General features: G+C 55.4%; 17 protein-coding genes. 7 read left to right on the top strand and 10 right to left on the bottom strand.

Going from position 1 to position 18,758, the window contains the following annotated elements:
- Positions 1–158 precede the first annotated feature (158 nt).
- Complete coding sequence (locus LOS79_RS23590; RefSeq protein ID WP_315412786.1) at positions 159–953, top strand: hypothetical protein; 795 nt, start codon at positions 159–161, stop codon at positions 951–953.
- A gap of 17 nt (positions 954–970) precedes the next feature.
- Here the strand turns inward: LOS79_RS23590 and LOS79_RS23585 are convergent, their stop codons facing one another.
- The 9 genes from LOS79_RS23585 to LOS79_RS23545 form a co-directional block, all read right to left on the bottom strand.
- A complete protein-coding gene (locus LOS79_RS23585) occupies positions 971–4,015 on the bottom strand; it encodes a DEAD/DEAH box helicase (protein WP_315412784.1) in 3,045 nt (1,014 codons plus the stop codon).
- Positions 4,012–5,652, bottom strand: coding sequence for an SWIM zinc finger family protein (locus tag LOS79_RS23580; protein ID WP_315412782.1), 1,641 nt, complete (start codon positions 5,650–5,652; stop codon positions 4,012–4,014). The genes LOS79_RS23585 and LOS79_RS23580 overlap by 4 nt, the downstream gene beginning before the upstream one ends.
- 176 nt (positions 5,653–5,828) lie before the next feature.
- Complete coding sequence (locus LOS79_RS23575; RefSeq protein ID WP_315412780.1) at positions 5,829–6,707, bottom strand: AraC family transcriptional regulator; 879 nt, start codon at positions 6,705–6,707, stop codon at positions 5,829–5,831.
- A 90-nt stretch (positions 6,708–6,797) separates the two neighbouring features.
- A complete protein-coding gene (locus LOS79_RS23570; protein ID WP_315412778.1) occupies positions 6,798–7,049 on the bottom strand; it encodes a VOC family protein in 252 nt (83 codons plus the stop codon).
- A 230-nt stretch (positions 7,050–7,279) separates the two neighbouring features.
- Positions 7,280–8,044, bottom strand: coding sequence for an ABC transporter ATP-binding protein (locus tag LOS79_RS23565; protein ID WP_315412776.1), 765 nt, complete (start codon positions 8,042–8,044; stop codon positions 7,280–7,282).
- An 8-nt stretch (positions 8,045–8,052) separates the two neighbouring features.
- A complete protein-coding gene (locus LOS79_RS23560; RefSeq protein ID WP_315412774.1) occupies positions 8,053–10,368 on the bottom strand; it encodes an ABC transporter permease in 2,316 nt (771 codons plus the stop codon).
- Positions 10,353–11,651, bottom strand: coding sequence for an MFS transporter (locus LOS79_RS23555; protein ID WP_315412773.1), 1,299 nt, complete (start codon positions 11,649–11,651; stop codon positions 10,353–10,355). The genes LOS79_RS23560 and LOS79_RS23555 overlap by 16 nt, the downstream gene beginning before the upstream one ends.
- A complete protein-coding gene (locus LOS79_RS23550) occupies positions 11,644–12,303 on the bottom strand; it encodes a TetR/AcrR family transcriptional regulator (RefSeq protein WP_315412771.1) in 660 nt (219 codons plus the stop codon). Before LOS79_RS23550 ends, LOS79_RS23555 begins: the two co-directional genes overlap by 8 nt.
- 54 nt (positions 12,304–12,357) lie before the next feature.
- Positions 12,358–12,528, bottom strand: coding sequence for a hypothetical protein (locus LOS79_RS23545; RefSeq protein WP_315412769.1), 171 nt, complete (start codon positions 12,526–12,528; stop codon positions 12,358–12,360).
- 83 nt (positions 12,529–12,611) lie between these two features.
- Here LOS79_RS23545 and LOS79_RS23540 point away from each other — a divergent pair, with 83 nt between their 5' ends.
- The 5 genes from LOS79_RS23540 to LOS79_RS23520 all read left to right on the top strand — a co-directional run bounded on the left by LOS79_RS23540 (position 12,612) and on the right by LOS79_RS23520 (position 16,771).
- Complete coding sequence (locus LOS79_RS23540) at positions 12,612–13,205, top strand: bifunctional transcriptional activator/DNA repair enzyme AdaA (protein ID WP_315412767.1); 594 nt, start codon at positions 12,612–12,614, stop codon at positions 13,203–13,205.
- Positions 13,183–13,767, top strand: a complete 585-nt coding sequence (locus tag LOS79_RS23535; RefSeq protein WP_315412765.1) for a methylated-DNA--[protein]-cysteine S-methyltransferase — start codon at positions 13,183–13,185, stop codon at positions 13,765–13,767. Before LOS79_RS23540 ends, LOS79_RS23535 begins: the two co-directional genes overlap by 23 nt.
- The gene (locus LOS79_RS23530) at positions 13,748–14,647 is read left to right on the top strand and encodes a DNA-3-methyladenine glycosylase family protein (RefSeq protein WP_315412764.1); all 900 of its coding nucleotides are present in this window, start codon (positions 13,748–13,750) and stop codon (positions 14,645–14,647) included. Before LOS79_RS23535 ends, LOS79_RS23530 begins: the two co-directional genes overlap by 20 nt.
- A 133-nt stretch (positions 14,648–14,780) precedes the next feature.
- Entirely contained in the window at positions 14,781–16,100 is a 1,320-nt protein-coding gene (locus LOS79_RS23525) for a helix-turn-helix domain-containing protein (RefSeq protein ID WP_315412763.1), read from the top strand.
- Positions 16,097–16,771 (top strand): hypothetical protein, encoded by a 675-nt coding sequence (locus tag LOS79_RS23520; RefSeq protein WP_315412762.1) that lies wholly within the window; start codon positions 16,097–16,099, stop codon positions 16,769–16,771. Before LOS79_RS23525 ends, LOS79_RS23520 begins: the two co-directional genes overlap by 4 nt.
- A gap of 464 nt (positions 16,772–17,235) precedes the next feature.
- On the opposite strand, the gene LOS79_RS23515 is transcribed toward LOS79_RS23520, so the two are convergent.
- A complete protein-coding gene (locus LOS79_RS23515; RefSeq protein ID WP_315412761.1) occupies positions 17,236–17,661 on the bottom strand; it encodes a VOC family protein in 426 nt (141 codons plus the stop codon).
- A 118-nt stretch (positions 17,662–17,779) separates the two neighbouring features.
- On the opposite strand from LOS79_RS23515, the gene LOS79_RS23510 reads away from it, so the two are divergent.
- Positions 17,780–18,739, top strand: coding sequence for a helix-turn-helix transcriptional regulator (locus LOS79_RS23510; protein WP_315412759.1), 960 nt, complete (start codon positions 17,780–17,782; stop codon positions 18,737–18,739).
- Positions 18,740–18,758: the final 19 nt, after the last annotated feature.

The following is an 18,758-nucleotide window of genomic DNA, read 5'->3' as shown; positions in this document are numbered from 1 at the left end:
TTAAGTTGATTTTAGCACAGGATAAAACATATGGCAACAACCCCCAGTTACGGAAACCGCTGAGGGCCCACTCGTGCCTGACCGGCCAATCAACCAGAAACTTCTATATTTTCTTTGCATAGTATATATGAAATAGCTTTAATAGGAGGTGCTAAGCTGTGCCTGTATTGACAACCAACATGCTGACCGTTAATCCTAACCCGGGAGCGGGGCCGATCAGCCAAGCTGTAGTGAAGGTAGTGAACAACGGCACCTCCAGAGGTGTGGTCTATCTCACGGGATTGAACAATGATGTAAGTCCGGGATTGCTGTTTGCCCAGGAGTTATTTGAGCTCAATTACCGGGAGGTCATCAGCAGAACCTATAATATTGTCGAATCATTTTTCCAGTTCAATGTAGTATATACGCAGGAACAAATCCGGATAAAAGTATTTCTGATTGACAGTGCAGGTGTCTGGATCCCGGTTCCGCTGGAGCGGATTGAAGTAAGCCGGATTACCTCAGAGTTCCGGGATAATATTGCCGTTACTGCTGCTGATTTCGCAGCGATCAGCTTCCGGCGGAGCCCCGTAATGACGATTCCTGAAGCGGTAACTTCAGAGATCCGGGCAGACGGAGTCGAGATCCTGGCTTCCACGCCTATCCGCTATAAAATCATTGCCGGCGGATCCGTGAACGGGGCCTTTGTCAATTATCCTACGCCTACCACAGCTATCCCCGTTACAGAAACCGCACTGCAAGTGAATTATACCTGTACATCAGTTACGGGCGGCAAGGTTATCGCTCAGGGAATCGGCTCCGGCATAGCCGGCGCTTACCAGAATGTTGCAGTAAATCTGCTGGATCAGCTGCTCTTATACGATCTGCAGGAGGAGCCGCTTACCCTGGTAGTCAGCTCGCTTGCCGGGAAGGATACCCTGGCGGCGGCCTTCAGCATGTCTGAGCAATGGTGAGCCTGGAATAGTCTGGATTAACCGACCCATTCGCGGCGCAGCGTGAACAGATCCTTCAGCGCATCCGTAGACAGCTCGGTGATCCAGCCCTCGGAGCCGGAGATTACATCATCGCTCAGCTGCTGCTTACTCTCCAGCATCTCGTCGATCTTCTCCTCCAGCGTGCCGAGTGAGATGAACTTATGCACCTGTACATCGCGGGTCTGGCCCATGCGGTAAGCACGGTCTGTCGCCTGATTCTCAACGGCCGGATTCCACCAGCGGTCGAAGTGAAAGACATGGTTGGCAGCTGTCAGGTTAAGACCGACGCCGCCTGCCTTGAGCGAAAGGATGAACACATTCGGCTGATCCGAAGGAGAGAACGGCTGCTGTCCAGAGGTATCTCCTGAAGCTGTTTCTTCCGCCCGCACTGCCGGAGCCTGGAACCGCTCGATCATGCGGTCACGGGTGCTCTTCGGGGTGCTGCCGTTCAGGTATAGCACAGGTTCCTGTAATTCCTGCTGAAGCACGGCTTGCAGCATGTTGCCCATACCGATGTACTGGGTGAAAATCAGGCAGCGCTCATTCTCCTCACGCAGCTCGCGGATCATCGCCAGCAGCCGCTCCAGCTTCGCAGAGCGCTCGATCAGGGCGGCGGTATCAAGGGTGCCGCCGTCATCCGGTTCCGGCATTGCCTCCTTAGTGAGCAGCACCGGATGGTCGCATAGCTGCTTGAGGCTGGTCAAGGCAGCCAGAATGGCCCCTTTGCGCTCAATCCCCTCGAGCTTCTGCATCCGTTCGAGCAGGCTGTTAACGTTCTGGTCGTAGAGCGCGGCCTGCTCTGCCGTCAGATTAATATAGGTTTTCATTTCGTTTTTATCGGGCAGATCCAGCTGAATGGCCGGATCTTTCTTTTTGCGGCGCAGCATGAACGGCTTGACCAGGCGCTGTAAATCAGCGGTCCGCTCGGCATTCCGCTCCTTCTCAATCGCATTCGCGAACCGGTCCTGGAATCCCTTGGAGCTGCCCAGATATCCCGGCGTAATGAAATCGTAGATGGACCACAGCTCAGACAGCTTGTTCTCAATCGGCGTACCGGTTAAGGCAATCCGGTGCAGGGCCGGGAAGCTGCGCACGGCTGCGGACTGCTTGGTTCCGGCATTCTTAATATTCTGTGCTTCATCCAGGCATATGGAAGACCAAGTGAACTGCTTCAGCAGCTCCTGATCCAGCGCAGCGGTGGCGTAGGAGGTCAGAACTACATCCGCCTGCGAAGCAGCGCCGTAGAAATACCCGGCATCCAGCCGTCTGCTGCCGTAATGCAGCATAACCTTCAGGGAAGGGGCGAAGCGCTGCAGCTCCTTCTGCCAGTTGCCGAGCACAGAGGTCGGACAGATGATCAGCGAAGGCCAGCCGGGCGGGTCTGTCTGCCGCCGTGCCGCTGCCGTGCCGGAAGCAGCAGCTTCAGCCTCCTGCTCCTTCATGTGGAGCAGGTAGGAGATCAGCTGCACCGTCTTGCCGAGTCCCATGTCATCAGCCAGGCAAGCGCCAAGGCCGAGGCGGCGCAGGAACAGCAGCCAGGCATAGCCTTCGTGCTGGTAGCTGCGCAGTTCGGCACGCAGGCCGGCTGGAACCTCCGGCTTCGGCCACTCACTGCGCTGTCCGAGCTGGCCGATCAGCCGCACGAGATGCTCGTTCAGCTCGACCTCCAGCCGGAAGCGGGCGGCTTCCTCCTCAGCGCGCTCAGCCGCTGCTTCTTCCGGGTCGCCGTCTGCACCGCTGCCCAGCAGGTGCAGCTGCAGCACATCCTGGAAGGACAAGCCGCGGGATTTGTCCATTCCGGCCATGGCCCGCTGGATCTGTGCCAGCAGCGCCGGGTCCAGCGGAATCCACTTGCCGCGGAACTGCACGAGGCGTTCCCCGCGCCGGACCAGGTCCGCGAACTCCGCCTCGGAGAGGTCGGCGTCACCGATGGAGATGCGCCAGTCGAAGTCGACGAGCGCATCGAGCCCGAACAGCGACTGCCCGCGGCCGCCCTCGGCGGAGCTGATCTTCGCGCGCAGGCGCGGCTTCCTGCGGCTGGCGGCTTCCCACCACGCCGGCAGCAGCACCTGCCAGCCGGCCTCCAGCAGAGTCCGGCTGTCCACGGTCAGGAACCGCCACGCGGCCTCGTCGCTCAGCGGCTCAGCCAGCACATCGGCGCCGCGGCGGATGTGCTCCGGAAGGCTGTCACGCAGCCGTGACAGCCACCCGCCTGCACGCTCGTGGACGTACGGCGTCCACGGCGCCGGCCACAAGCCCTGCGGCTCACCGTCCCCGGAGAGCCGCAGGGGCACAAGCGCGGATTCGTCGCGCTTGTCCTGCAAGAGCAGCTGGAGCCGCCAGTAGGGCAGCTCATCGTCAGGCTCAAGCAGCTGCAGCACCGGCCGGAACGGCGCGGTGTCAGCCTTCCAGCCAATGGACATCAGCCAGCTGTCCTCGTCCATGCCTGCCGCTGCGCTCCAGTTCCCGCTGAACAGCAGCGGGAATTCACTGCGCAGGTCACCGGCTTCCGCCTCGGTGCCGTAATACCGCTGGAACACCGCCGCAGAGAAGGCGGCGCGCAGCCCCTCAGCGAAGCCGCTGCGTTCCCCGATGTTATGCAGCGCGGCAGCAGCATCCCAGTCAGCGGCCGCAGCGGCTTCCAGGGCCTTCGCATCCCAGGTCCATTGAAGCTGTCCTTCGCGGAAGGCCGATAAGCTGGGGCTGTACTGCTTGTCCGCAAGCAGATCTGCCAGCAGCGGGGCCAGCCGGGTCAAAGACACAGCTTCGCCCTGCCAGCTCCAGCTCACATGACGGAGCAGCCGCAGGTCAGCGAAGAAGGGGATCACCTGCTCTGCAGGGAGGACAACCAGTTCAACTTCATCGGCTTTTTGGGTCGTTAATTCTGTACCATAGAAGGAGTCTTCATGCCAGGCGAACAGCTTCTGCTTAAGCTGGACACCGGGAATATAGTCGTCCCGTCCATCCACGCCGTAGATCAGCGCATCGCCATACTGGCTTAAGAGGAGCTGGACGGTAATATTGCTTGTATATAAGTTCATGGGATCAGTTTTCCTTTCCGCAGCTCCTCCTGAAGCGCACGCAGCCGGCTGTTCCGGGAAGTGAAGGCTTCGAGGAAGGCCTCCCAGCGCTCCTCGCGTTTCAGCTTCTTATACAGCTTGGAGAGGCGCTTCAGCAGCTTCACGGCTGCTTTGTAGCTAGGCCGGTTCTTCTCCAGAACGAATCGTTCCACTGCCTGATGGTAGAACGGCAACAGCAGCTCCGGTGCATGCTTCTCGACCGGCTGCAGGTCGCTGACCCGGAAATCTCCCGGCTCCTTGCCGGTGGACAGCTGCACATCCATCCATTCCTGCCATTTGCCATAGGCCAGCAGCTGCTCGTCGTAGATTTCACGCGAGAGCGGCAGCATGCCGGACAGTGTGTCCCACATTAGCGTCTCCGCTTCAGGCAGATGGCGGACCGCGTCATCCCAGTAACCTGCATACTCATGAAGATTATACAGCCGGCCTCCGAGCAGCGGCCCGATTTCAGCGAGCCACTCTGTAAGGCGTGTCCACTGCCTGGTTTCCGCAAGGGGTAGGATGAAGCCCAGCAGCTCCTCCGGATGCAGGCCGGGCCGCTCCCCGGCGAGGCGCAGCCGTTCCCGGGCGGCAGCATCATCCTTCAGCAGATAATACATCCGGGCTTCGGCCAGCAGCAGCGGCTGGGGGGAAGAGGCTTTATTCAGGCTGCCGCTGGTCAGCTGGAGCTGCTTAAGCTCTTCGGTATACAGCTCCGGACCGCTTAAATTCGGTGTAATCCAGTGATTCCACAGCAAGGCATAACACGAGGAGAAATAAGGCTGATCCCGTGAACGGTCACGGGTTTCTGTCAGCATCTCCTTGCGCAGATAGGCAATGGTATCATATACTCTCGGCCACTCTTCCGGGGCAGCGGCCAGCGGCAGAGGCTGCTTCATCATATCCGTAATTCTATTCTGCAGCTCGGAGATGGCAATAGAGGTATAATAACCGACAGAATAACCGAGCGAAGAGAGGCCTGCTGTGAGGGCCTGGCCGGGCTTCACCAGGCTTTCCAGCACCGCCAGATGGGCCTGAAGCTTGAACAGCATGGCGGCGGCGGGTGGAAGCTTCGGCTGGGCTCCGGCAATGGCGGCCAGAGCACGGTCTGCATACTGCGGATTCCGCACCGTATGGGCCAGGGGTGTCAGGACCAGCGTTATATATTCACGCCACTGCTGCAGTGTACCCTCCGGAACAAGCGCGGCAAGCTTCTTCAGCTGTTCATTCTGCCCTTGCGGAACACCGGGAACGGAAGGTTCGGCTTTGCGGATTCTAGGTGTATCTATTAGCCCCTTGGCATTAGCGATCGAATGGACCGGCCTGCCCTGGAGCTCCGCATAGCGCATAAGTACAGCAACCATGTGCTTGCAGGGACCGGATACCGGACAATCGCAATGGCTCTGCTGCAGATGATCCAGCTCCAGCGTAACCGCGTAATCCTCCCTGCCCTCGACCAGCGACATAATCCGCTGTCCGGTAATCATTCGGAAAGCCTGGACGCGCTTCTGCTTATAATATTGAAATCCCCGTTTAAGGGTCAGGTCATCAAAAAGATGGGCTACCTCCGCAATGAGATGGTCCCACGCGGCATTATCCATGGAATGATTTGGCTGCATCGCTATCGTTCTCCTGTGGCAGATTCTTTATTACTGGCATTTGTTGAATCGTTCTGTCCATTATATCATTTTTGTGTACCCGGTCCCCTAAATGTCCGGGAAGTTCCAGCAATATGCAGAAAAAGAACCCGCCGGCATCAGAGGGTTCTGCAAAATACGATTTAAGGAAGAAGTTTTTATTTTTTGCCCACAGGAATCCAGACCTCGCAGACCGCTTCTTCCTTGCTGTCATCCGTCCAGAAGTATTTCTCGATGCACGGCCCTTCCACTTGCTCAAAGGCTGCTGAAGGGAACCATTCGGAGTAGATTCTCCGCCACACATTCTGGATTCCAAGCCCGATCTCGGCATCCTCCGGCATGGTTTCACGGATATCGAATACCGCATAGGTCCCGCCGGGAACAGCCAGGGTTACCAGCTCCTGCGGCGGCTCTTGTCCCTCCGGCAGCGTGGTTCCCATCAGATAACGCCTCGTCCCGTCCTCGCTGAAGTCGAAGAGATAGCCGAACAGCAGCGAACCTGCAGGTCTTCCTGCTAATTCATTAATCCGGTCATGTGTGCCGTCCTTCCAGATCTTCTCCCCGAACGCAGGGATTTCTGCGTATTCATCCTTGTGGATAATCATATCTTGTCCAATCACGATGGACGCTTCTTCTTCGGCAATTCTGTAATTCATTTCAGTTTCCCCTTTAATTTGAATTTGAAAGGAGAGCTTAGAGAAGGATCTCAGCTTCACGTTCATTTTCTTCGCAGTGTGCGGGGTAACCCCATGCATCCGCTGGAACGCTTTGGTGAAGGACTCCGGCGTTTCGTAACCATACTTAAGCGCGATGTCAATCACCTTGCCGTCACTTCCGGCCAGTTCTTCCGCTGCCAGCGTCAGCCGCCGGTTACGTACATATTCAGTAACGGTGAAGCCTGTCAAGGCATGAAACATCCGCTGGAAATGATATTTCGAGGTCATTGCTGCTTGCGCAATATCCTCCACTTCAATAGCAGATTGCAAATTGTGTTCCACATAATCAATGGCCTGCTGCAGCAGCCGGATCGTCTCCATAACGTCATCTCCTTTCATAATTCATTGTAGGGGAACCGGCAGAGCGGTTCCTGACCGGGAATGCTTTGAGTTGTCTATGCAGATTCTAAGCTAATCCAGCTCCTGCGCAATTTCCCAAATATGGCCGGCAGGGTCCGCGAAGCTGGCCGTACGGATGCCCCAGGGGCGGTTCATCGGTCCGTTCAGCAGACTTACACCGCGTAAACTTAACTCATTGCAGACCGCATCCACATCCTCTACGCGGATCGTGAATTGAAACCGTGAACCGGACTCGCGGCTGGCGACTGCTGCAGGGGTAATAAGCCCGGGGGCTTCGGATACTTGCAGCAGATTGATGCTCATGTTGCCGAAATTATAGACAGCTGATACCTCATCGGTATATACCGGTGTAAGGCTGAAGACCTCCTAATAGAACGTCATTGTGCCTGGCAGATCCTCGGCAAATAATGTAATTACACTAATATTCCGTGCTCCTAAATGCATCATACGTATATCCTCCTTGTTCACCGCCGGAATTTATCTTTTTCACCAATATATATAAATCAGGCTACATAATCCAGTAATCCCAAACACTATATCCCCAGCTCCCGCAGCCTGGCCGTAATCTTATTCATCCGTCCCTCCGTATCTGCTCCGGTGTATTCCGGCAGCCGCAGCTCGCTTACAATCCGGCCGTCACGCATAAACAGGATGCGCTCTGTCCTGACGGCAATATTAGCATCATGAGTGACCAGCATAACCGCTGTACCTTCCGCATTAATACGGGCGAAGAGGTCCATAATGTCCTGGGCAGCCTGGAGGTTAAGCGCGCCGGTCGGCTCATCCCCAAATATAATCTGCGGATTGTTCATTAGCGCACGGCAGATGCCTGCCCGCTGCAGCTGTCCGCCCGAGACTCCGGTAATCTTCCGTTTCTCCAGCCCCTCGATGCCGGTTTGGGCCATAAGCGTAACGGCTTTGGCCGTGATGGACTTCACCTGTTTCCGGTTATCCCGCAGCGACGGGAGAATGATATTATCCAGAATACTCAGGTTCCTCAGCAGCGTCGGCTGCTGGAACACAAAGCCCATCCGGGTCCGGCGCAGATCGGCCAGCTCATCCTCCTTGAGTGCCGATAAATCCCTGCCTTCAAAAGCAACCTGCCCGCCGTTAATCCTGTCCATGCCGCTCATTGCGAACAGCAGTGTCGATTTCCCTGAGCCTGACGGACCCATCACGGATACGAATTCACCTTCACCGATTGCCACGGACACGCCGTCAAGCACATTACGCAGTTCACCGCCCTGGCCGTACTGCTTCACTATATTAGTTCCGCTAATCAGCGTCTTCGTCGTCATCGCGTAATCTACTCCTTAATATTCTCAGATATTTGAATTCGTCCTGCTCCTGAGGTGCCTGTCAGCGTGGCAATGAGCACTGAGCCTGAGATCATGAGCGGACACAGCACATAAGCTGACAGCGGATGAACAATGAATGTGAATGAGGCTGCACCGAAAGAAGCAATAAGCGCGCCTGCAAGCAGCTCTCCGAGGGTATTCGCGAGAATCGTGCCCAGAACGATACTTATCAGGAGTACAAAGAGGGAGCGTGCGAAATACTGGGTCCGCAAATCGGCATTGGTGAAGCCGCAGGCTTTCATGACGGCAATGGAGTAGCGGTCCTTGGCAATCAGCAGGTTCATAAACAACAGGGTGACCAGTATATTGACCGCCAGCAGCACAATCATGGCCATCCGGGAGGCCGCTTTGACAGAGTTTATAGTGGTGCCGAAGGTCTGCGTAATATATTCATTGATATCCGAAACCTTGGCGTAGTTGAAGCTGTACGCATATTCATGCACTTTACCGCTGACAAGGGACGGATCGGTGAGCTGGGCAAAAATAACAGACCACATGGTATCCGCAGCGTTATCGGTGAAAACAGCTTTAGCCGTCTTGCCGCCATTGGTAATGTCAGAGTAGATTCCGCTTACCGTGAGGGCTCTCTTCTGCCTGTTGACGGTCAGCGTCAGGGTATCTTGAGCCTGCAGGCCCAGCTCCCCGGCATTCATTGCCGAAAGGGCGATCTCATCCTCTGCGGCAGGCGCCCGGCCGGAGGAATAGGCTACCGGGAATACCGAGTGGTCGCCAAGTTCCACCTTCAGCCGCTTCATAGACCCGTCAGCGGTTAGCGGGAAGCTTTTTGTCGTAAGTACGGTGTATTTCGCTATATCCCGGTCTTCCTGCATGGTCTTGGCAATGTCCGCTGCCTTCCCGGGGATGTTGCCGGTCTGCTGCAAATCAAGGCGCAAATCAGTGCGTCCTATACCCATATAAGTGATGAAGCCCGGCGAAGATATCGTGTGATACAGGTTCAGCGGAACGATAATAATGAAGGTGGAGATGACCAGCACGGCCAGCATTGTCCCATACAGGCGTTTGCGGGCCAGAACATCCTTGATGCCGAGGAACAGATTCGTGTCCAGCAGCCTGGTTCCGCTCAGGGGAAGAACCTTGGCTCCTGCGGCTTTCTCCTGCGGAGTCCCGAAACGGACAGCATCGGCGGCAGAGATGGACCGGAAGCGTCTCAGCACCCGGCTTACATAAGCGGTAACGGCAAGGAAAATAAGCAGTACTCCGGTTATGCCAACGAGCAGCGGGAGATAAACATGCGTGCTTTCGCCCCAGGATAACCGGATGTTGTTCAGCAGCAGATCTTTGAACGCGAGAGAGATTCCATAGCCGAGAGTACAGCCTGCAGCTGCTATTACGGTGTATTTTGCCAGATAGAGCTTCTTCAGATCAGAGACCCGCATGCCGACAGCCTTCATCACGCCAATCTCCCGGTAATCGCTCTCGATGGCCGCCAGAAGCGTAAAGCGTATGCACAATAGGGCAATAGCAACCACCAGCACGCTAACCAGCAGAATAACCGCAATCATCAGCCCGTCGGAAATGGCATTCAGCATCCGGAACAGGGGGTAAGTCAGCGTAGGCCCGTTGGCCTCAAGTCCGGCTGCGGTGTACTCATCAGTAAAGGCGCCGATCATGGAGTAGTCCTTGAGCCTGAACTCTATCAGGTATTCAGTACTTCCGGAGTGCTGTATGGCAGCGTAATCCCCTGCGCTCACGAGGAATCTTTTGGAGGAGGCGAGCAGTGAATTCATCTGGGAATCACGAACGAAACCTGCGATAGTGAACGTTTTGCCGTCTACCACCGCAGTGTCGCCTGTCCTGGCCGTCCCGTCCTTCATATAGGCTACCGGAGCATACAGCTGCCCGTCCGCCGGGGTTACAATTTTTCCGTCAAAATCAAGCAGATAGTCAAACTTCCCGCTCTGCATGCTGAAGCCGTTATCCTGAACGCTGCCTGCCAGCGTCTTCCCGTTAATCACAATCCGTGAACCTTCAATATTAAGGAAATCAAGCACCTGAAAGTCAGCAATCTTATCATTCTGCTCCGCAAAAGCCGTAAAACGCGCCGTATCGAGCTTACCGGAATGCATCTGCATGAAATGTGGTGTCCGCGCCTCTGTCATGAGGTTATCAATTGCCCCTGTAAGATTGACGACAAGGATGGCGGACAGCGATACCAGCATAGCCGCGGCAGCGATGAATATCGTAGTAGTCAAGGTAATCAGCTTGCTTGCACCGAGCTCATTCCGGATCAGTCTGAAGTACATAAGTCACCCCTGTTCTCAAGCTGTTTGATTGATTTCAGGTTATACAGTACAACCGAGGCTCCGCTAAGCAGCGATCCGGCGATGATAATGAGCAGTCCCATCCCCCGTCCATCCCCTGTACCAATGACCCTGCCCACACTGCCCGCGAGGGATCCGCCTGCAACAAGTAAGGGAGTGAACACATAATCAGCCAGCACACCGGCCAGGGTGTAAGCAGCAACAAAACCAAGCTGGGAGACCAGACCGATCAGGGACCAGACCCGGCCTTGCACAGAATTATCTATATTGGTGCGGACCAGATAATCGAGGGAGGTGTTGGTGAACGGCAGCATGGCGAAGAAGAGGAAGCCCGAAAGGCCCAGCAGGAGCATGTTTTCACGCAGTCCGAATACCATCATGAACAGGCCCTGGCAAAAAAGGGAAACTGACAGAATGCGCACAAAGCCCCGTTTAATCGGCAGCAAGCCTATAACGACACTTGATGCCAGCATCCCTGAAGCGATGACGGTCTCCAGTGTGCCTAGCGCAGCGCTGTCTGCAAAAGTAAGGATCATTGGCATGGATAGAGTCTCTATGATCCCGAGAAAAAAAGTCATTACCGATGTTGTGACCACCAGTACCAGCACCCCTCTGCTGGCCGAAAGTGCACGCCAGCCTTCCTGGAATTCCCGGATGAAGGAGGGTGCCGCTTCCTTCGGCTTGGAGGACAGGCCCCTGCGAACCGCGAGCGTGGAGGTCACGGTGACCCCGAAAGTGCAGATGTCGATGATCAGCAGCAGCCTGACATCCCACACCAGCAGCAGAAATCCTGCAACGACAGGTGAAATCAGATATTTGGCTGAGCCGGCCACCTGAACAAAGCCGCTTGCCTTCGTGTACTGCTCCTCGGCCAGCAGATCAGTCACCGTAGCTTTGTACGCCGGATCAAGCAGAGAGGAGAATACAGAGCTTATAGTCACTCCGGCACAAATCTGCCACAGCCCTGCTTCTCCGCGGAGGAGGCAGACCAGGATGAACAGCAGTCCTGTCGCGGACAGGCCGTCGCCCAGCATCATGAGCAGCCTGCGGTCATAACGGTCGGCGAGTACTCCGGCTACGGGACTCAGAAGAAGCGAAGGCATGAAGGCCAGCAGGGTGACAAGAGCCATCGCTGAAGCTTTGCCGGTCTGCTGAAACACATACACCCCCAGACCGAACGCGGTGAGACCGCTGCCGATGGCAGAAATGAACTGCCCCGACCACAGCAGCAGAAACTTATGGAATGCCTTCTGCGGATTAGTCATGGCCGGCCCCGGCCCCGCTGCCGAACATCTGCATCACACTTATCAGGCTTCCTTGCTCAGCACCGAGCAGCCGCTCTGCATTGGAGATAAACGCGATTACACGCGACATCCTCGCCTCTTCCGTCAGTTCAACCAGATCCCCGTCAAAAATCGTATTCGCATAAATCACGATCATCTCCATGCATTCATACGGATAAGGCGTATTGAATATTCCTTGCCGGATGCCTTCACGGATGATGTCTGCCAGAACCGGCGGAACTCCGCTAATAATGACCTTCTGGATCTTCTGGTGCATCAATGCGTTCTGCGGCTTATGGATATGCTCCATAATTTCCTTGCTGCTGCCGCTGTCGTCTCCGCTGCTGATGTTCAATGCCATGATAACGCGGAGAATCCGCTCGAGGACGGGGATGCTGGTGTCCCGGGCAATGTCCTGCGCGGCGCCCAGAATACTTGCGCTGTACCGCTCAATTAACGCATTCATAATATCCTCCTTTGATTTGAAGTGATAGTAGAGCGTTCCCCGGGCAATCCCGACCTTAGCCAGAATATCGCCCGTGCTGGTACCGTCGAAGCCCTTCCGGCCGAACAGCTCCTGTGCGGCATCCAGGATTTCATTTCTGCGGGCTTCGGCTTCTTTGACAATTCTCATGGTTGATTCTCCCTGTGATTAGCTTACCGACCGACTGTCTGTCGGTTAAATGGTTTATGGTGAGATATTAACATGATCCTCCAGATTATGGGTGTTAATTTTGTCATAAATCAGGCTGTCCGGTTGAAAAACAGGATTGCGGATTCTGGAGGAGCGGTTCCGGCCGGTAAGGTGCCGGGAGAGTGAGGAAGGAGTGGTACCCGGCTCTGCTGCAGAATAATCCACTGTCGTAATCTTGCTCTCCTGTTCCGGTATGCTGCATAAGCCGAAAGTAATCGTTTATACTGGCGGTATGAGGTGATGCTGGAATGGATCAACAATTATTTGAGCGTATTTATGACACGGTGGTCCGGCGCGAGCCGACCTATGATGGTGTGTATTATACAGCGGTGCTGACCACGCATATTGTCTGCCGGCCCTCCTGCCGGGCGAGAACGCCGAAGGCAGCGAACGTGGTGTTCTACGGCTCTCTGCAGGAAGCTGTACGTGAAGGCTTCCGCCCCTGCAAAAGATGCCGCCCCGACGAAGGCGGCATTCTCCGGCCGGACGCCGTGCTGGCGGCGCAGGCCGATAGCCTGATGCAAGGCCAGCTGTCACGCAAGCTGACGCTGCAGTCGCTGGCTGGAGAGCTGAAGGTGAGCCCGTTTCACCTGCAGCGGACATACAAGCGGGTAACCGGCCAGTCGCCTGCGGCCAGACTGGAGGAGCTGCGGGCGGGTGAAGCCTGCAGGCTGCTGGCCGGGACAGATTCCGCTATTGCAGATGTCGGCCGGGCCGTAGGCTTCCGCAGCCCCTCCCACTTCGCAGCCTGGTTCGCGAAGAAGACAGGCCTGCCGCCGACCGAATACCGTTCTAAGCATAATGAAGGAGGTAATGATCATGAATCAGAGCCGGAAGTATAGTCAGAATCAAGGCAAGAGCACGATATATTATCAGACCCTGACGCTCGGGGATAAAGACTGGACCCTGTGGGCCAGTGATAAGGGGCTGATCCGCCTGACTTACCCGCAGGATGAAGGAAGACTGCCCGCAGCCTGGCTGAAGCAGTATGCTCCAGCCGGCAGACTGCAGGAGGATAGAGAGAGGTTTGAGCAGCTTGGAGCTACCGCGCTGCTGCAGCGTTATTTCGCCGGAGAAGCGGTGGACTTCAGCGGCCTGGCTCTCGACCTGTGGGGCACGCCGTTCCAGCAGGAGGTCTGGCGGGGGCTGCTTACCATTCCGTATGGTAAGACAGCTACCTACAAGGAGCTGGCGGAGCGGATTGGCAGGCCGCAGGCAATGCGTGCGGTCGGCACGGCCAACGGCCAGAACCCGCTGCCGGTCATTGTGCCCTGCCACCGGGTGATCGGCACAAATGGTACCTTGACCGGCTACCGGGGCGGGCTGCAGCTGAAGCAGGAGCTGCTTCAGCTGGAAGGCATTCTGCATGTGAAGGCGGCGGGACATGAACGATTTGCTTTTTGAGCTGCCGCTGCCGGAGGATTTCAACATGAATGCCTGTCTGGAATACATGAACCGCTCGCCGCTGGAATGCCTGTTCCGCACGGATGAAGCGGGGATTACCCGGATGTTCAGGCTGGAGGAAGAACCGGTGCTGATCCGGCTGACTGTATCTGAGGGGCACCGGCTGAGTGTATCGCTGCTGCACGGGACTGTCCCCGGAACAGATTCGCTGGAAGGGCTGGCCCGCTATATTGTGGAATGGCTCGATCTGGACCGTGATCTGGCTCCATTCTATAAGCTGGCGGAAGCTGATTCGCTGCTCCGGCCGCTCGTAAGCCTGCATTACGGACTGCGGATCGTCGGCATTCCCGATCTGTTCGAAGCGTTATGCTGGGCGATTCTCGGGCAGCAGGTGAATCTGGCGTTCGCCTATACGCTGAAGCAGCGGCTGACCGCAGAATACGGGGAGTCGCTGGAACGGGAAGGTCAGACCTATTACCAGTTCCCGAGGCCGGAGGTCTTCGCGGAGGTGCAGGCCGAAGAGCTGTGCAGGCTGCAGCTGACCCGCAGCAAGGCGTGTACAGTGCTTGAGGTTGCCGCGCTGATTGCCGGCGGCGAATTAAGCCGGGAAGACCTGCTTGCGCTCCCGTCCCCGGCAGCCGCCGAGCAGCGGCTGCTTGAGATCCGCGGGGTCGGCCCGTGGACCTCGCAATATGTCCGCATGCGCTGCCTGCGGGATGCCTCGTCCTTCCCTGTAGGCGATGTCGGGCTACAGAACGTGGTCAAATTCCTGACCGGGTTGGACCGCAAGCCTACGCCGGCGGAGCTGCTTGAGCTGGCCCGGCCGTGGCAGGGCTGGGAGGCTTACGCCACCTTTTATTTGTGGCGGGCATTGTATTAGGGCCTCCGCACTCCATCACAGACAGCTTAGTAAACTTATGGTAAGCTCCCACCAGGTATAGCTCCAGTCTGCTGAATACAGCTTTTACGAGAGCGGGGAATGGGTGTTGACGGCCATAACCACTAAATTGTATTTGAAAAAGGCAATAGCCATCATCGAAGAACGCCTGGGAGAGGATGTAAGTGTGGAGCAAATTGCCGGAGAATGTTATGTTTCTCCACGTCAGCTCTATCGTGATTTCTACAGCCTGACAGGCCATCCGGTGTATGAATATATACGCAGACGTCGGTTATCTAAGGCGCTGCATTTGATAAAGTATTCAGATATGGAGCCGGCATCGGTCGTATATGCCTGCGGCTATAGCTCACAGGCTGCCTTTTGCAGAACGGTAAAGGCCTTATTGAACATGACACCCACGGCCTACAAAGCGGGCACGGTCCATTATTATTTCCCTGTCTTTAACACTGCAATGCCGATGCAGGTCGAAGTGAAGACGGTGCGGATCCCCTCCATGATAGCTGTCCATTATTTCGGCAATCAGCTGGCGGGAATAGAAGACCGGGCCGTTCAGGCCCTGCTCTCCATACTCCCGCAATATAACGGCTTGCTGCTTGGCCGGAATGAGAAGCAGGCGGGCAAGCGGTTTTGCTATGAACTGCAGGTGGAGTATTGCAGGGAGACCCTGGAGCGGGTCCGCGGCTCCCAGGGGCTGGCCATTCATCGAATAACACCGCCGGTAGAGCAGCTATATGCTACAACTATTGTGAACAATGCGGAGGCAGACATTAATCAGGCGTGGAATTATTTGTACAGCCATTGGATGAAGATCAGCATGTTCGAACAGGAGAACCTGCCTTATTTCGAAGCCTATGTGCTCAGAAAAGGCAAGATCCGGAGGCTTGTTCTGCATCTTCCCATCAGGCTTAGTGCGGATTACCCGGCTATCTCCATACAGACCTGCCCGGACCGGCTTTTTCTCATTGCGGCGCAGCGCGGTAGTCATGCAGAGAAAGCGGCAGCCGAGGTGTTAACGGAGTTTCTGGCGAAGCAATACCCCTATCTGCTGGAGACACAGAAGGAATATTATGTTTCAGGCGGGCATGACTGCTGCACCTGCGGAATCGTGCTTCATGAGCACCGGTATGTTCCGGATGACGGCAGCATTTCGGTGCTGGAGGTTCCCGGAGGTTTATATGCTGTGCTGGAAGGAACCAGTCAGGGGAACCGCAGAGGTGAGGAAGCGGTTTTGGCAGGGTGGGTTGAGGAGCATGGCTTGAATAGAGAGAGCAGGGCACAGGTATTCACGGTGTTTGATGCTTCCGGCGGTACGGGACACGGACATATCGGGATGAAGTCTTATATAAAATTGGCAGACAATGATAATACGGCCGGAGGTATTCAAACTACAATCAGGGTATGCAGCATAAATACAGTTGAGGAGCGTGTGCGATGAATCCGGCCCCAAAAACAAATGGTACTCCTGAAGGTTATCGTCCTGCCGTGAAGCCCGATATTATCAGCTCGGTTGAGAAAAAGGCGGAAAACAGATTCCAAAGCTACAAAAATATTGAATACCGCATGGATATTATTGAATATCCTGAGAGTCTCAAGCTTGCAGGTGTGCCCATAAGCTCGTATCCTAATTTCGCCAACATTGACCATTATCACGCGCATTATAAAGCACAAATGATGGACCGGTGTGCCCCCTATACAGAGGTGGGATTCTCCGGAGGGAATGCTGAGCATTATGACTATTTTTTCGGCTGTCAGGTGAAGTCGCTGGATGATCTGCCCGAAGGGCTGGCAGGCATCGACACCGGACTGACCAAGTTCGCCAGTATTACATTCCGGGCAAGCTCTGCAGAGGAGCTGGTCGGCGGTAATGAAGGGGCGGGCAACGGCATGAAATCCGCCCAAGCCTATATTAAGGAGATTTGGCTGCCCGGGCACCGGGATGAAGTAGCACCTATTGCGGATTGGGACAGCACCTGTTTTGAAATAAAGATTAGTGACCGTATCCACTACATGAACATGATAGAAGTGTACAAAGTGGAACTAAATGTTGATGCAGAAATGTGCTATTACCTTCCGCTGAGGCAGCAGGTGACTGGAGCGGATCAGTAAATATAACAAAAACAAGCGGACGTGCTGCCGCTTGTTTTTATTTTTGACTAGGAATCTATACAATGCCTAAAATGCGGGACACTCCGGAACCAGCATGGGCGGTGACCGGAATTAGGTGGATTTTCTCCACTTGCTAATGAACGGAAAAACCTATCTCAAACAGCAGGTGGATAAACAGCACTTAATTTAAGGGCTATAGGCCAAAATTGAAGAAATGCATAGAAATAAATGACATTTATCCACCTAATTCCGGCAAATGCCTCAAAATCGCTGAATTAAGATGCGTTTTTCCAACTAATTAAGATTAAGACGTCCTAAGACGGGAAATCGAAGTTTGGCCGCTGCTTAAGTGAACATAAGGACTTCCGGCCGCTGTCAGGCTTGAATGTCCTGAATGCTTTCTAGATAACCTTGATAAGCTGATAACTTCACCCATCCAATCGGATATTGCCTATAGATATACTTTATTGCGGGCGCTTCGTAAATATCTGGAAAGCTACGCCAAACTTATCGGTGACCATGCCGTAGGCCGGGCTGAAATAAGCGGGGCTGAGCTCGAGATCCACCGTTCCGCCTTCCCCCAGAGCATTATACAGCTGCCGGGCTTCATCCGGGGTGTCTACTGTAATGCAGATGGTGATGCCGTTCCCATGGGTTAGCGGCTGGTTCAGCTCCTGGTCGGCCACGAAAAATTTCGTCTCACCCACCAGCAGTACGGAATGGGCGATACGTGCCTGCTCCGCTTCAGACATCGGTGCTTCCGGGTTCTGCGGGCCTTCGCCGACCGTTTGTTTGAAGAGCAGCTTAGCGCCCAGTGCCTCCTGATAAAAGGCAATCGCCTCATCCGCTGTACCATCTACCAGAATAAAAGGATTTACTTGCAGTGTCATATTTAAATCGCTCCTTATGATTGATTTGCCTTGCCTTTGCTGACCGGCTCTGATTATAGTGTAATCTGTAATAGTGACAGCTATTGTCATAAATATAAAAATAATTGGAGGGAAGCCTATGTCGAAGTCCAAACGGCTGCTGGACCTGATGATGACGGTCAACCGCAAGCGCAAATTTACAGTCAAAGAGCTGGCCGATGAGTTCAATGTATCCTCCCGGACGATCCTCCGGGATCTGCAGGAGCTGGGTGAGCTGGGTGTTCCGCTCTACTCTGAAGTAGGGCCGCATGGCGGCTATCAGGTGCTGAATGAACGGATTCTGCCGCCGATTGCGTTTACGGAGGAGGAGGCGGTGGCGATTTTTTTCGCCAGCCATGCGCTCCGCCACTACAAGTATCTCCCCTTTAAGGAGGAATCATTATCTGCCCTGCATAAATTCTATAACTATATGTCCGGCGATGTCCGCGACCGTATTGATGAGATGAAGCACCGGATTGATTTCCTGACCCCGGCCAGGCAGGCGGAATTCCCTTATCTGGCCCTGCTGCTGGAAGCGGCCACCGGGCAAAAGGTGCTGCGGATCGACTACGAATCACGGGGGCAGCGGCAGGAGCGGTGGATTCAGCCAGTCGGTATTTATGCGAGCAACGGGCTCTGGTACTGCCCGGCGTATTGCTTCCTGCGCGGCGATATCCGCGTATTCCGCTGTGACCGGATTCAGTCCGCAGCAGCGGACGGGTCCGGTCCGGCAGCCCTTGATCTGGGGCATGTCCATCTCGGGAACAGGGAGGCTTACGGCAGGGTGAGCCGGCAAACTGCCCCGGCCATGGTCAAGCTGTACGCAGAGCTGACAGCCGAAGGCGTTCAAGCCTGCGAAGCGGAGGTCTGGGCTCCGCCGCTGCTGCATATCCGCGAAGAGGGCACAGGCTGGCTGGAAGGAGAAATTCCGGGGCAGGATCTGGGATTCTTCGCGCGGTTTATAATCGGCCTCTGCAATGAGGCTACTGTACAGGAGCCGCCGGAGCTGGTGGCAGAGGTGAGGCGGAGGCTTGCAGAGCTGCAGGCGAAATACGGCTGATAGCTTTTCTATCGGAATA

Origin of the sequence: Paenibacillus sp. MMS20-IR301 (assembly GCF_032302195.1) — a bacterium.
Taxonomy (GTDB): domain Bacteria; phylum Bacillota; class Bacilli; order Paenibacillales; family Paenibacillaceae; genus Paenibacillus_AQ.
This window is presented reverse-complemented; position numbering and strand designations above follow the sequence as displayed.

Excerpts from the sequence above, each read along its gene's own strand:
- LOS79_RS23585 (WP_315412784.1), bottom strand. The coding sequence starts at position 4,015 with ATGAACTTATATACAAGCAATATTACCGTCCAGCTCCTCTTAAGCCAG.
- LOS79_RS23580 (WP_315412782.1), bottom strand. The coding sequence starts at position 5,652 with ATGCAGCCAAATCATTCCATGGATAATGCCGCGTGGGACCATCTCATT.
- LOS79_RS23575 (WP_315412780.1), bottom strand. The coding sequence starts at position 6,707 with ATGGAGACGATCCGGCTGCTGCAGCAGGCCATTGATTATGTGGAACAC.
- LOS79_RS23570 (WP_315412778.1), bottom strand. The coding sequence starts at position 7,049 with ATGAGCATCAATCTGCTGCAAGTATCCGAAGCCCCCGGGCTTATTACC.
- LOS79_RS23565 (WP_315412776.1), bottom strand. The coding sequence starts at position 8,044 with ATGACGACGAAGACGCTGATTAGCGGAACTAATATAGTGAAGCAGTAC.
- LOS79_RS23560 (WP_315412774.1), bottom strand. The coding sequence starts at position 10,368 with ATGTACTTCAGACTGATCCGGAATGAGCTCGGTGCAAGCAAGCTGATT.
- LOS79_RS23555 (WP_315412773.1), bottom strand. The coding sequence starts at position 11,651 with ATGACTAATCCGCAGAAGGCATTCCATAAGTTTCTGCTGCTGTGGTCG.
- LOS79_RS23550 (WP_315412771.1), bottom strand. The coding sequence starts at position 12,303 with ATGAGAATTGTCAAAGAAGCCGAAGCCCGCAGAAATGAAATCCTGGAT.
- LOS79_RS23540 (WP_315412767.1), top strand. The coding sequence starts at position 12,612 with ATGGATCAACAATTATTTGAGCGTATTTATGACACGGTGGTCCGGCGC.
- LOS79_RS23535 (WP_315412765.1), top strand. The coding sequence starts at position 13,183 with ATGAATCAGAGCCGGAAGTATAGTCAGAATCAAGGCAAGAGCACGATA.
- LOS79_RS23530 (WP_315412764.1), top strand. The coding sequence starts at position 13,748 with ATGAACGATTTGCTTTTTGAGCTGCCGCTGCCGGAGGATTTCAACATG.
- LOS79_RS23520 (WP_315412762.1), top strand. The coding sequence starts at position 16,097 with ATGAATCCGGCCCCAAAAACAAATGGTACTCCTGAAGGTTATCGTCCT.
- LOS79_RS23515 (WP_315412761.1), bottom strand. The coding sequence starts at position 17,661 with ATGACACTGCAAGTAAATCCTTTTATTCTGGTAGATGGTACAGCGGAT.
- LOS79_RS23510 (WP_315412759.1), top strand. The coding sequence starts at position 17,780 with ATGTCGAAGTCCAAACGGCTGCTGGACCTGATGATGACGGTCAACCGC.